This is a genomic window from Brevibacillus sp. DP1.3A, from assembly GCF_013284245.2.
GTDB lineage: Bacteria > Bacillota > Bacilli > Brevibacillales > Brevibacillaceae > Brevibacillus.
Genome location: NZ_CP085876.1, coordinates 2135029 through 2147563 on the forward strand (window position 1 = coordinate 2135029; position 12535 = coordinate 2147563).

Annotated in this window: 14 protein-coding genes, 1 pseudogene and 1 riboswitch; of the genes and pseudogenes, 8 read left to right on the forward strand and 7 right to left on the reverse strand. The window is 48.8% G+C overall.

Annotated elements, in window-relative coordinates; genetic code table 11:
• Positions 1-148: 148 nt before the first annotated feature.
• The 5 genes from moaC to HP399_RS09835 all read left to right on the forward strand — a co-directional run bounded on the left by moaC (position 149) and on the right by HP399_RS09835 (position 5354).
• A complete protein-coding gene (gene moaC / locus HP399_RS09815) occupies positions 149-631 on the forward strand; it encodes a cyclic pyranopterin monophosphate synthase MoaC (protein ID WP_173618503.1) in 483 nt (160 codons plus the stop codon).
• 3 nt (positions 632-634) lie between these two features.
• Complete coding sequence (locus HP399_RS09820) at positions 635-1888, forward strand: MFS transporter (RefSeq protein ID WP_173618502.1); 1254 nt, start codon at positions 635-637, stop codon at positions 1886-1888.
• Positions 1889-1948: 60 nt separating this feature from the next.
• Positions 1949-2063, forward strand: a riboswitch (SAM riboswitch).
• 83 nt (positions 2064-2146) lie between these two features.
• On the forward strand, positions 2147-3328 hold the full coding sequence (locus HP399_RS09825) for a pyridoxal phosphate-dependent aminotransferase (RefSeq protein ID WP_173618501.1): 1182 nt from the start codon (positions 2147-2149) through the stop codon (positions 3326-3328).
• Between the two features lie 151 nt (positions 3329-3479).
• Positions 3480-3950, forward strand: a complete 471-nt coding sequence (locus tag HP399_RS09830; RefSeq protein WP_088908737.1) for a hypothetical protein — start codon at positions 3480-3482, stop codon at positions 3948-3950.
• 195 nt (positions 3951-4145) lie between these two features.
• On the forward strand, positions 4146-5354 hold the full coding sequence (locus HP399_RS09835) for an aminotransferase-like domain-containing protein (RefSeq protein WP_173618500.1): 1209 nt from the start codon (positions 4146-4148) through the stop codon (positions 5352-5354).
• Between the two features lie 56 nt (positions 5355-5410).
• Here HP399_RS09835 and HP399_RS09840 read toward each other — a convergent pair whose 3' ends face one another.
• The 3 genes from HP399_RS09840 to HP399_RS09850 form a co-directional block, all read right to left on the reverse strand.
• Positions 5411-6229: an alpha/beta fold hydrolase gene (locus HP399_RS09840; RefSeq protein WP_173618499.1), complete on the reverse strand. Its 819-nt coding sequence runs from the start codon at positions 6227-6229 to the stop codon at positions 5411-5413.
• Between the two features lie 143 nt (positions 6230-6372).
• Positions 6373-7221, reverse strand: coding sequence for a family 1 encapsulin nanocompartment shell protein (locus tag HP399_RS09845; protein ID WP_007721249.1), 849 nt, complete (start codon positions 7219-7221; stop codon positions 6373-6375).
• Positions 7222-7258: 37 nt separating this feature from the next.
• Entirely contained in the window at positions 7259-7858 is a 600-nt protein-coding gene (locus tag HP399_RS09850) for an IMEF encapsulin system ferritin-like cargo protein (protein ID WP_173618498.1), read from the reverse strand.
• A 329-nt stretch (positions 7859-8187) separates the two neighbouring features.
• Between HP399_RS09850 and HP399_RS09855 the strand changes: the two genes are divergently transcribed.
• Both HP399_RS09855 and HP399_RS09860 read left to right on the forward strand, forming a co-directional pair.
• Positions 8188-8469 carry a DUF2325 domain-containing protein gene (locus HP399_RS09855; RefSeq protein WP_016742090.1) on the forward strand — a complete coding sequence of 94 codons (282 nt, stop codon included), beginning with the start codon at positions 8188-8190 and terminating at the stop codon, positions 8467-8469.
• Positions 8470-8533: 64 nt separating this feature from the next.
• The gene (locus HP399_RS09860) at positions 8534-8680 is read left to right on the forward strand and encodes a hypothetical protein (RefSeq protein WP_017250462.1); all 147 of its coding nucleotides are present in this window, start codon (positions 8534-8536) and stop codon (positions 8678-8680) included.
• Positions 8681-8710: 30 nt separating this feature from the next.
• On the opposite strand, the gene HP399_RS09865 is transcribed toward HP399_RS09860, so the two are convergent.
• The 3 genes from HP399_RS09865 to HP399_RS09875 form a co-directional block, all read right to left on the reverse strand.
• Positions 8711-8989 (reverse strand): S1C family serine protease, encoded by a 279-nt coding sequence (locus HP399_RS09865; protein WP_173618497.1) that lies wholly within the window; start codon positions 8987-8989, stop codon positions 8711-8713.
• Between the two features lie 22 nt (positions 8990-9011).
• Entirely contained in the window at positions 9012-10463 is a 1452-nt protein-coding gene (locus HP399_RS09870; RefSeq protein WP_173618496.1) for a recombinase family protein, read from the reverse strand.
• 112 nt (positions 10464-10575) lie between these two features.
• The gene (locus tag HP399_RS09875; RefSeq protein WP_173618495.1) at positions 10576-10896 is read right to left on the reverse strand and encodes a winged helix-turn-helix transcriptional regulator; all 321 of its coding nucleotides are present in this window, start codon (positions 10894-10896) and stop codon (positions 10576-10578) included.
• 198 nt (positions 10897-11094) lie between these two features.
• Here HP399_RS09875 and HP399_RS09880 point away from each other — a divergent pair, with 198 nt between their 5' ends.
• Complete coding sequence (locus HP399_RS09880; RefSeq protein ID WP_173618494.1) at positions 11095-12168, forward strand: YheC/YheD family endospore coat-associated protein; 1074 nt, start codon at positions 11095-11097, stop codon at positions 12166-12168.
• A gap of 79 nt (positions 12169-12247) precedes the next feature.
• Here the strand turns inward: HP399_RS09880 and HP399_RS09885 are convergent.
• A pseudogene (locus HP399_RS09885) lies at positions 12248-12457 on the reverse strand (trypsin-like peptidase domain-containing protein); the annotation flags it as partial.
• Positions 12458-12535 lie beyond the last annotated feature (78 nt).

A 12535-nucleotide genomic window follows, 5' to 3' on the forward strand; every position in this document is an offset into this window, starting at 1 on the left:
GTACGCACAGTATACCTCCAGCACCTGTTCTTCGTACGTTTTTAGGAGTGGATGAGCAAGATAACGAAACAGTGTCCTCTACATTCCCATTGCTTTTATCCAGTGGCGGGAGTAAGGTAGGAGGAGATAGAGGAGGAACGATACTAGTATGACTGATCAATTAACACATTTTAATGAACAAAATCGAGCTCGGATGGTGGACGTGTCTGAGAAGGACGTCACAAAACGGGTGGCTGTAGCCGAAAGCCAAATCAGCATGAAACCCGAAACACTCGCCAGAATCCGCGAAGGTCGGATCGAAAAGGGCGATGTACTCGCAGTTGCGCAGGTAGCAGGTGTCATGGCTGCCAAAAAGACGTGGGAAATCATCCCGATGTGTCATCCGCTGCCATTGACTGGCATCGACATACAATTTGCTTTTGTAGATGAAACGACGCTTGCGATTACAGGAACCGTGAAGACGACAGGGAAAACTGGCGTCGAGATGGAAGCGTTGACCGCTGTCAGCGTAGCGGCTTTGACCGTGTATGACATGTGCAAAGCCATGGATAAAGAAATGATAATCGGTCCAACCAGTCTGCAATCCAAAACAGGCGGAAAAAGCGGCGATTTCCATTGGGGAGAGAAGTAAGCCATGAGGCAAAAGTGGGAATCCTATCCGAGCAGCATTCGTTTATTGGCGATTGCTGCCGTCATTTTTTCTACAGGAATGGCGTGTATTTGGCCGCTAGTCACGATCTATATTCACAACCATCTCGGAAAGCCGCTGACTGTAGCCGGCTTCTTGTTGCTTTTAAATCAAGGCGCATTCCTGATCGGGAGTATTGTCGGCGGGATGATGTTTGACCGCTGGGGAAAAATGCGCACCATCATTGTCGGTTCCATCGGCGTTATTCTGATATCGATCGGCTTAGGTCTTACGCAAGATTTTACGATTTATGTTGTCTTGCTTCTATTGAATGGACTGTTTTACGGAACACTTTCTCCTGTGATGAATGCACTGGCAGTAGTGTTATGGCCGGACGGGGGACGGAAAGGAATCAATCTGATTTATGTCACCCTCAATGTGGGGGTAGCTGCCGGTTCTGCGCTGGGCGGCTTCTTGGCAAGTGTTTCGTTTGCCTGGACGTTTTTCGGTAATGCGATCTCGCAAGTGATTGTGCTCGCCATGTTCATGCTCATTTTGCCGCGTCAGTTAAAAATGGTGGAACAACGCGAAAACTCGACGACTGGACAAAGTATGTCTGAGCAAGCAACTGGTGATGTGCTGCAACAACCACAGCAAGAGCCAAAGGTGGTATGGGGAGCATTGCTGCTATTATGCGGGGGGCTATTAATTAGCTGGATTGTCTATGTACAATGGACGACGGTGCTGTCTACCTACATGCAATCCCTGGGCATTTCACTCCGTCAATACAGTCTGTTGTGGACGCTGAACGGAGGTTTGATCCTGTTTGGACAGCCATTGATTGCGTGGGTCATTCGACGCTTTGCCCGTACGCTAAAAGCACAAATGCTCTTGGGCGCTTATATTTTTGCCTTGTCGATGCTGATTCTGTCGCAATCAACGGTTTATGCAGGCTTTGTGGCAGGCATGTTCGTCATGACGCTAGGAGAAATGCTCGTGTGGCCAGCGGTGCCGGCAGTAGCTGCACAGTTTACGCCAGAGGGACGTGAAGGCTTCATTCAAGGTCTGATTGCAGGAACTGGATCAGCAGGGCGGATGCTCGGGCCACTGCTCGGCGCCTTCATTTTCCAATCGATTCATGCGCAGGGACTATTGTTCGTGATGGCAGGCTTGTGTCTGTTGTCTGTGGCATTCTTCGCTTTCCACACCTCATTTCAAAAAAGAAGGCATCAAGTGTCGGTACAGAATCAAGCATCTTGACACGGTTTACGTGCTCAAGTAGTATGATATAGACGAAAAAACAGTATATTCCGTGTGTTTGACTTATTCAGAGAGGTGGAGGGACTGGCCCTATGAAGCCCGGCAGCGGATCTGTTCCATGTGATGGACAGATGCTGTGCCAATTCCAGCAGGATTTTTTCCTGACAGATAAGGACGTGACCAAGCTGATCTCCCCCTTTTTCTGTATGGAAAAAGGGGGTTTTACTGTATTGGGCCCAAGAAAGGAATGGAAGAAAGATGCGCATTCAACCCTCCGACATGATTGATCGACTCCCTACCCAGTTTTTTGCGACCCTGGTGGCAAAAGTAAACAAGGTCATTGCGCAAGGCCATGACGTCATTAACCTAGGGCAGGGCAATCCCGATTTGCCGACACCGCCGCACATTATTGAAGAATTACAGGCACAAGCGGCACAACCACTCCATCACAAATATCCGCCTTTTCAGGGACGCGTGGAACTGAAGCAGGCAGTGGCTCATTGGTATAAGCAAGAATTTGATGTAGACCTCGATCCGGAGGAAGAAGTAGCGATATTGTTCGGCAGCAAAACCGGACTCGTAGAGATTTGCCAAGTACTCATGAACGCAGGCGATGTTGCACTGGTTCCGGACCCAGGCTATCCGGATTATTGGTCGGGGGTTGCAGTCGTAGGCGGACGGATGGTCATGATGCCTCTGAAGGCGGAAAATGACTTTTTGCCAGACTACAGCCAGCTCTCCCAAGCTGATTTGGATCGAGCGAAACTGATGTTTCTCAACTATCCGAACAATCCAACAGCAGTCAACGCACCACTCGAGTTTTATGAGGAAACGATTCGTTTTGCCCGAAAACATGAAATCGTCGTCTGCCATGACTTCGCCTACGGGGCGATCAGCTATGACGGGAAAAAGCCAGTCAGCTTCATGCAGGTTCCGGGAGCAAAAGAAGTGGGCGTAGAATTTTATACCTTGTCCAAAACGTACAACATGGCAGGCTGGCGTGTTGGTGCCATGGTAGGAAATCGCGAGCTGGTTCGTCTGATTAACCTCATTCAGGACCATTACTTCGTCAGTCTGTTCGGAGCGGTACAGATGGCGGCAGCCAAAGCGATGACGGAGTCACAGCAGTGCGTTCGCGATCTCGTCGCTGTCTACGAAAGCCGCCGCAATGCCTTGTACTCCAATCTGCATCGGATTGGCTGGCAGGCGCCACCATCTCAAGGTTCGTTTTTTGCTTGGCTTCCTGTTCCAAGTGGCTTTACTTCCGTGGAGTTCTCTGACCTGCTATTGGAAAAAGCGCATGTCGTCGTAGCGCCAGGAAATGGCTTTGGTCCGACAGGTGAGGGCTATGTGCGAGCGGCTTTGTTATCCAATGAAGATCGTCTCGCAGAAGCGGTCCAACGGATTGAGCGGTTGGGGTTGTTTACGAAAACAAAATGAAGGCAAGGGAATTCGACCACACTACCATACAAATGGAGTGTGGTTTTTTTATTCTAGAATAAAAATCATTCTCATTATTGACAGATAATGATTTTCATTATACGATGACATTGTTAATGATAATTAGTCTCAGCGAGAGCGGGAGGGTACCATGCGCTATCAGATTAACGGTTACACGGATATGTATACGGTGATCGCCAACGAGCGAAAAATCGGCGGAGCCATTGAAGCAGGCCAGATTCGCTTGCGGACGGGAGAAGTTTACGCCAATGCTGTTCTCACTCGTTTGGAAATGTCAGGTGCGCATTTTTGCTCGATCGGATTTGTAACAGAAGAAGGCAAAAGACTGATTGTCCATGTGAATGATATCAGCATGATCGCTGATGCTCGTCACGTCAACGTTTGTGAGCTGACGAACGAATGCATGAGAGTGGAGAAGTCCGCAGAGAGACTGAAGCGATTGAAGCGTCTCTGTGAACTGAATGAAGGCAGCTGTACGCCAACCTTCCAAGAAGAGGCATTGCTTTTGGCAAGCGATATTGGCATGGAAGAAGCGTCCACGCATGTAGACCTCTCTTTCCTCCCACACACAGAGAAACCACGTGTGTTTCGAATCGCCTAGGAAGATATAGCCCATACATATAGCCCCCTTTTCGTTAGATACGAAGAGGGGTTTTTTGCATGCAGTGTGTCAAGACTAACGATTGAACAACCGCTCGACATAGTCAAAACCTATCCGCTCATAGCTAGTAAGGATTGGACTTACGCTGTTGACAGTGATAAAACAAGGATAAGCAAAATCAAGGGGGAACGGAACATGGAGTACTCATTTTCAAAATCTGTTGAAGCACTATCCTCCTCGGCTGTCCGGGAAATCTTGAAGCTGACCCAAGGCAATCAAGTGCTCTCGCTCGCAGGTGGACTGCCAGCAGAGGATTCTTTTCCAATCGCAGAGATGCGTGAAGCGTTCAACCGCGCATTCGAACAAGGAGCAAAAGCTCTTCAGTACGGATTGACTGATGGATACTTGCCGCTTCGTGAGTGGATTGCATCCCGCATGAAGCAAAAGCATATGAACGTCGGTGTAGATAATATGATCATCACTACGGGCTCTCAGCAAGCAGTGGACTTGTTGTGCCGTGTATATTTAGATGAAGGCGATGTCGTTCTCGTAGAAAACCCTACCTATTTGGCAGCGGTTCAGTTGTTCCAATTCCGGGGAATCAAAGCGATTCCCGTAGACGGCGATGCTGATGGGATGGATATGGACGATCTGGCGAAAAAAATTGCCCAGTATCGCCCGAAAATGGTGTATGTCATTCCTACCTTTGCTAATCCGACAGGAAAGGTATGGAGCCTCGAACGCCGTCTCGGTTTGCTTCGTCAATGTAAGGCCCAAAACATTCTCATCCTGGAAGACGATCCATATGGAGAGATCCAATTTGATGGGGAAGCTCCGTACCGCTCGATTTTCTCACTGGATGAGCATCCGACCGATTCCTGTGTGGTGTACACCAGTACCTTTTCCAAAATTGTCGCGCCAGGCTTGCGTACCGGATGGGCCATTGGAGATACACGCGTGATTCAAATGATGGTGAAGGCGAAGCAAGCGGTTGATTTGCAGTCGAGCACAATCGACCAGTACGCGCTGTATGAGCTTTTGTCCCGCTTTGATCTGGAGCGCCACATTGAGAAAATCCGCGAGTCCTACAAGGCGCGCATGGAATGGATGCATGAGCTCTTAGTTGCGCAAAACTGGGAGGGCGTACAGTGGGAAAAACCAAGAGGCGGGATGTTCCTCTGGGTGAATCTTCCTGAGCACGTCGATGCTGAGAAGCTGCTGGCCCGTTCCGTACAGGAAGGCGTGGCATTCGTGCCAGGGAAGCCGTTTTATGCAGCCGAGCCGCCAGTTAATACGATGCGCTTGAACTATACACTCTTGAACCGGGAAGACACGGAGCTTGCGATCTCACGACTGGGCAAAGCATTCCACGCCCATAGCGAATCTCTGGTGACAAATGTTTAATAGAAGCAAAAAGACAACCATTGCCATTGAGCTGGTTGTCTTTTTTGATTTATGTCTTACAGGGAGAGCTCTCTTTGTGCCCGATCCAGCCATTCATTCACAAGCTCTGTAAACAGAAGCGGCTGCTCAATCTGCAAGTTGTGTCCGGCACAATCGAGTGCGGCAAAAGAAGAACGGGGATAGCCTTCGATGATATCCCAAATATCGCGATAGCCGACAGAATGATCTTGTTTGCCCACAACAAAAAGACTCGGGTGGGGGAAGGGGGCCGTATCCAATGGGAAGGACACGCCGTATGACTGTCTGATTTTACTGAGGAAAGAAGGGTCAGACAGCATGTAGCCGTCGACAATCTCTTTTTTATAGCGATTCCACGTATAATCGGTAGCTACTACCGCCATCGACGCAAACTCCGCTCGTTCCGTCTCACTCAACTGCTCCCAGAGAGAAGGCTCTTTTACTAAGATGGATTTATCCGGCAGTGTGCGCTTATCTTTATCAGGAATGACGTTCGGGCAGATGAAAAGGGCGCCCTTCACTTGATCCCGGCGCTTCTCGATAACTGCTCGTGTAAGATATCCACCGTATGATTCACCTGCAATGAAAAAGGGCTCACCTGGAATGAGCTGATCGATGAACGAGAGGACAACCTCCAGAATATCGTCCGTGGTGTGGATATGTTCGTAGTTTTCCGTTTGTCCCATTCCAGGAAGGTCTATGTAAAGTCGTCGATATCCTGAGCGTTTCTCAAAAATTGGTTCCAGACAACCAGTCATGCAGCGGTGATCAAGTGAAAAACCATGAATCATCACGACAGGAAAACCGCTTCCGATCTCCTCATAATAAAGGTTGACGCCATTGACCTCGCATCTCATAAAAAGCCCCCCAACGACACTTGTGTCAGATTGTTTCGAAAGTTTGGAACGTACGTTCTTATTATAAGTCATATGTTAAATATTTCAAGGATGAAAAAACACACCCACGACGAGAATCGTCAATGGGTGTGTCAAAGAGCTTCCTATTCTTCTGTTTCTTCCAAAGTGCAAATTGCGCTTGGGCGCTTGATGCGCAATACAACGCACTCATACACACGGAACAGACTGTTCATTTGCTCGTCTCCGAGGAACGCGGAGTCGAAGTCTTCTGCAATCGCCAGGTCGAGATTGTGGCGGCCAGTCGCTACCAATACGCCGGAACGGCCTTTAATGGTAGGAGATTGGAAGACGCCATCTGTAACGAGATTGCGAACATGCTCGATCTCAAGCACGTTAGTGCCTTTGTGCACGCGATGCAAGAGCGAGTAGAGCTCAGGAGAAACAACCAGTGCATATGGACCGCTGTGGCCCATTTTCAACAGCTTGTTGCGTGCTTCCACGATATCGGCAAACGCATTGCCAGATTCCATCCAATCGCTCTTCAGATGAGTGAGGCGGCCTTTTACGTTCATCAGACCTGGGAGGTCGAATTCCGCAGCACCGTTGAAGATCAGATCGTCTTCCATCAGTGCACCACCAGCAGCTGCATTGGCAGCCGCGCTCATGTCCAAAGGCATGCCCAGTGTGCGTGCTTGGGCAACATCGCGCCAGTAGAGCATGAAGTCCTTGTACAGGATCGGAATCGTCATGCTGACACGGCGGCTAGGCTGTGTCATTTCCAGTGATTCTCCACGCAGGGAGAGACCGCCAAAACGGGATTCCTCATATACATCGTTGGTAATGGTTTGGATGCCTTCACCCAATGGTCCATAAATATCGATAAAACGACGTCCTACCAGCTGGCGGCGAGCCATGTCAACGACAGTTGCGTCCAGCTGATTCCATTCTTCAGTCGTCAAGGGAGAGTCTGGGTATTTACGAAGCTTGTCCATAGTGTAACCTCCATGTCATTTCAGGATTTCCGGTTCTTTACATTCCTTTCAAGCTGCCAACTGTCAGTCCTTTTTTGCCAGAAGCTGCAGGGGCGGAATGCTTGATCACGGAAGCAACACCGTGAGGAGCGGAAGCCGAAGCTTTCAAATGATCTACCTGGTGAATGTCGTGCCCCTCATCGTGATCAGTGAGATCAGGATGAGCCGTATCAGAGAATCGCTGACTCATGTTCGCCATGATCTCTTTGACAGTCAAATAGTCTGTATGCGTCTTTTCGCGCATGCCATCCAGGAGCTGACGTGTTTCGTCATCCTTGAATTCATACAGAGAGAGCTCCAGATGCTCGCGGAAATTGTGCAGTCCAAAACGTTCCAGATTCACATCGGACAGCATTTGCGAGAGGTCGCGATCACTGAGCTGATCCAGGCTTTTTCCTGAGGATAGCTTCTCCAGGTAGGGAACCAATTCCTGCAAGCGACCCATGCGTTGTTCTTCTTCTTCCAAAATATGATGGTAGTAAAGACGAGTATGCTCGTCCGTTGCCGCGTCGATAATCGGCTGGATAACGCCCATGAAGCTGTTGATATAACCTTTGGTGCGATCAAAAATGGCGTGCAGCTGTGTAATTTCTTGCACCTACGCCACCTCCTCATTCACAATCTATTTTCTCATTATACCGTTGGTAAAAACACCCGGGCAACACCTATGTACATTTTCTTATGATTACGAAGAATATGGTGCGGTGTAATTTGGAAAAGGGGGCAGGAACGTTAGAGCGCCGTGGCTTTGCCTATCGGCTTCGTTTCTAGTTTTGTTTTTTGACAAAAAAGTTATCATGGAGAGTATTGTCAAAGGCAATTGGGAATGATAATATTTATCAATAAGAGTGATATTCATTATCAATTAACGTTCTGAGAAGAAAACATAAATCCTACAATCACCTAAATTTAAGGAGGTAACAAGTAATGTCATCCATTTTAGTAATTGGCGGAGATCGCCTGGGCAATATTATCGAACTTCTGCAAGGACAAGGCTTCAAGGATATTCACCACGTAACTGGACGGAAAAGCTCGCAAACCGGGGTGAAAATACCAGCTGGTATCCACATGATTCTGGTGTTGACTGATTTCGTCAATCACAACTTGGCCAAAACCGTGAAAAACCAAGCTAAAGATCGCGAGCTACCCATCGTTTTCTGCAAACGTTCGTGTTCTGCGATTGCCAAAGCTTTTGATCTCACTGCGTAAATACATACTCTCCCGGTAGGGCAGACTACGATCGTGAGTCTGACATAACGGAGGAATGACGCGCATGGAACAGAATCGTTTGAGTGAACTGCCTATCGCACAGCTTACGGCCGCTCAGCTGCAACAATTAAAACAGGCAGAAGAACAAATCAACACAGAAGGTCCAAATGTATATCTTATTGCATTAGAGAAGCAATCCCCGTCCTCCTAGACGGGGTTTTTTTATTGAAACGTTTGCTTCTCACTTGAATACGTATTGCTCCAATTGCATTTTGAGGGCGTCAATTCCGATGGCGAAGCCCAAGCATTGGCTGGATTGAATGATGAATGCATTGAGACCAACGACTTCCCCATTCAAATTAATGAGTGGACCTCCGCTATTTCCTGGGTTAATGGCAGCATCCGTTTGAAAAATTTCTTCGTACATTCGCTTCGCAACCTGTAAGCGGCGGTTTTTGGCACTGATGATCCCCGCTGTCACAGAATTTTCCAAACCAAGTGGGGAACCAACTGTCGCCATACAGGCAAAATTAGGGGCAATTTCAGTGAAAAGACAAAAGATGCAGGCAGACCTCTCGATTTTTCTGACCAGAGGCAGTGTCTGTTGCTTCCGCGTCAACACGTTGGATGAGTGTGCACACGAGTAATCGCCGTTCTTTTTCATTTGCATGCGTCCAAATGAGATGCCAATTAGAAAGGGCATTTAGATCAAGCGGTTGTCCTTTTGAAAAAGCAGAGTATGTCCGTTCCCGTTCTTTTGCAGCCAGCTCCAACGCACTGATTTTCTCTCGTAAGGCAGGGAGAGTAAGGAATCCCTCTTCATAAGCTTGTTCCCAGCGCTGCCTCCGAATTTGCAGCTGTTGCTCGGTTTCTTTCGCGGGAGCGCGGGAATTCGTCTGTAAAACAGTCTGATACACGTCCTTCAACGCAGCGATTGACTCTGGCGAATGCTGCATCAGCTCGTGCACAATGGCTTTTTCCAAGCGATCCTCACGTATGGCAGGAGCCTCACACGTACCAGCCAGCTTGTTTTTACATAAATAGTAGCGGTGCGTGTAACGCTTTTCTCCTTTTCCCGTGATTGTGGTTGTTTTGCCACGCATAGAGGAGCCGCAACGCGAGCAGTACAGCAATCCGGAAAAGAGGTAGCGGGAGCTGAGAACGCGGGGATGGCTTGTGCCGCGAGTACTCATCCGTTCCTGCACCCGCGAGAAACAAGGCTGATCGATGATGGCGGGGTGAGTTGCCTCTTCGATAATCCATTCCTCCGGGTCATTGCGTTGTTGATCGGCGTCGGTGTAATTCCAACGCAACGCACCATGATAGACCGGATTTTTTAACAAGCGAAGCACGGCACTTGCACTCCATGAAGCGCCATTTTTGCCGCGCAATCCAGAATGATTCGCCCATTCTGCGATTTGGCGCGGAGATTCGCCTCGATCATAGCGCTCGAACATGCTACGTACGCCATCTGCTTCCATTTGATTCACGACCAGCGTTCCTCGCACCAGATTGTATCCAAATGGTGCAGGTCCTCCTGGTCGTTTTCGTTCTCTTGCCATCTGGCTCATACCCAGCTTGACCCGTTCCGCCAAGTTTTCCCGTTCCCATTGTGCGAGGGCAGCCACTAAGGTTATAAACAGTCGCCCGATTGCCGTAGTCGTATCGTAAACCTCGGTGCAGCTTTTAAAGTGTACCGCATGTCGATCGAACTCCTGTAGGAGCTGATACAGATCAAGGACAGAGCGAGTGAGCCGATCGAGTCGATAGACGAGGACGACATCGATTTCGCCCGTTCGAATATCCTGCAGGAGCTGACCGAGTGCGGGGCGATTCGTATCTTTGGCACTTACGCCTTCATCTGCGTAAACTGCATGGACTTCCCAACCTTGGGAGTGAACGTACGAGAGCAGTTTTTCCCTTTGAGCGGGGATCGAAAATCCTTCACGTGCCTGATCCTCCGTACTGACACGAATGTAGACGGCCGTTCGCATCGCCCGTCCTCCCTTCATCTCGGGTTGCTAGAGTCTACAGCAAAAGGGAGGAGCTTATGCCTGACCGCAAATAAAAAACCCCGCTTATCCGTCTTGGACAAGTGGGGTTATGCTACATCCAATTTTGGCCCCATTCGTGAATGGAATCAATAACAGGACGTAGGGCTTTTCCTTTTTTGGTCAATTCGTATTCAATGCGAACCGGAATCTCCGGGTACACTTTGCGCTCCAAAATCTCGAGCTCCTCCAGCTCCTTCAGTCTTTCAGAGAGCATTTTATCGCTCATATGTGGAACCATTTCGCGGATATCTTTGAATCGTACAGTCCCGCGTAGCAACACATGAATAATCAGGCCGGTCCAGCGTTTTCCAAGGACGTTCATTGCACATTCATATTTTGGACACATGTGTTCGCCTGAAAAATCTTGACTCATATCGGCGTCACCTCTATCTAGCAGCATTATTGTTGCCCTTTATTCTAACAGATTAGCTTGAAAAAAGTAAGTAACGAAAAGTTGGAATGACACTTTGTCAATGGTGAGTAGTCAAGCCCGTTTTCATGGACAAATGTTTCCCTATAAGGTGTCCACACATACACTAATCGCGAAATAAGAAGCAAAGAGGGTGTTACGATGCTTTCGAAACGGGTAATCGGCATTTTAACCTGGCGGGAAGGTGTACGCTTTGAGGAGCCAGATTATTTGCGAAAGCTGGTTCAAACAGGGCAAAAGCTAGGCGCGGAAATCTACCTGTTTTCGCATCAGGACGTCAATGTTCCCGCAAGAAAGATCAAGGGCTTCATCCCAAAACCGAACGGGGGGTGGATAAGTAAATCGTTCCCTTGGCCAGAAGTTGTAATCGATCGGTACCGCCGCAGGGTAAAGGAGTATATCCGGCTAAGGAATAGCGATCTGTTTTTCTTTGCAAACAGTCCGTTCAGTAAGAAATGGAGAGTGACGAATCTGCTCGCTTCCGATGAACGCGTCAAACGCTGGATTCCGGAGACGCATATTTACGAAAAAGGCTTGGTCCGAAACATGCTCGCACGCCATGGGCTTGTCTATGTCAAGCCAGGCAATGGCACAGGGGGAAGAAGCATCCTCAGAGTGAAGAGCAGCGGCAAGGAGTATAGCCTCTCTGGACGTGACAAAAAGCATAACTATCGTGTTGCCCGGATTGATACGGTGGAAGGCGTGGAAAAATGGGTCAAAACGTGGGTGGAGGAACAGCGTATTCGCGATGGTAATTTCCTGGTGCAACAAGGATTGGACCTAGGACTGCTACGCAAGCATGTCGTCGATGTCCGGCTATTGATTCAAAAAGACGAGCGTGGGGAGTGGGCGGTGACAGGCTGCGCAGTACGCATGGGAGAGAACGGCAGTGCTACTTCCAATTTGCATGGTGGAGGCAAAGCGATTCCCTTTGAATGGTTTATGTCCAGGCGATTTGGAGGGGAGCGGGGAGAGCTGATCAAACAGGAATGTTATCGGCTTGCTTTTGATGTAGCAAACACGCTCGAGGACTATTTCGGCCGCATGATGGAATTCGGACTGGACATTGGGGTGGATGTGGACGGACGTGCGTGGTTAATCGAAGTGAACCCCAAGCCGGGGAGAGAGGTTTTTCGCCAGATGGGTGACATGGCGCTATACAAAAAGGCGATAGCTCGTCCCGTTCAATTTGCGCTGTATTTGGCCCGGAACTAGGCTCGTTTTTTGTCTCTTTGAACACAGGTGGAGAACCGACGCTAATGACCCATTCTCCTACTTTTGTATGAGAGGAGTTGCCGAGTGGCAGCGGATATAGCTTGCAGTCTGCATCAATTTTGATGACGGCGTAATCCCGGACTCGATCAGCTATAATGCGTTTGGCTTCAAACACTCTACCGTTATATAGCTTCACGAAAATGTTTTTGGATTTGCCGATGACATGCTCGCTCGTCAAGATATACCCTTTCGGATGAAAAAGAAATCCGGAGCCAAAGCTTCGTTCCATGGGTGGAGAATTATCTTCATGATCAATGAGGCTGCGAATTAACGAATCCACGTCTTTGGAATGGGGAGCATCTTCGGT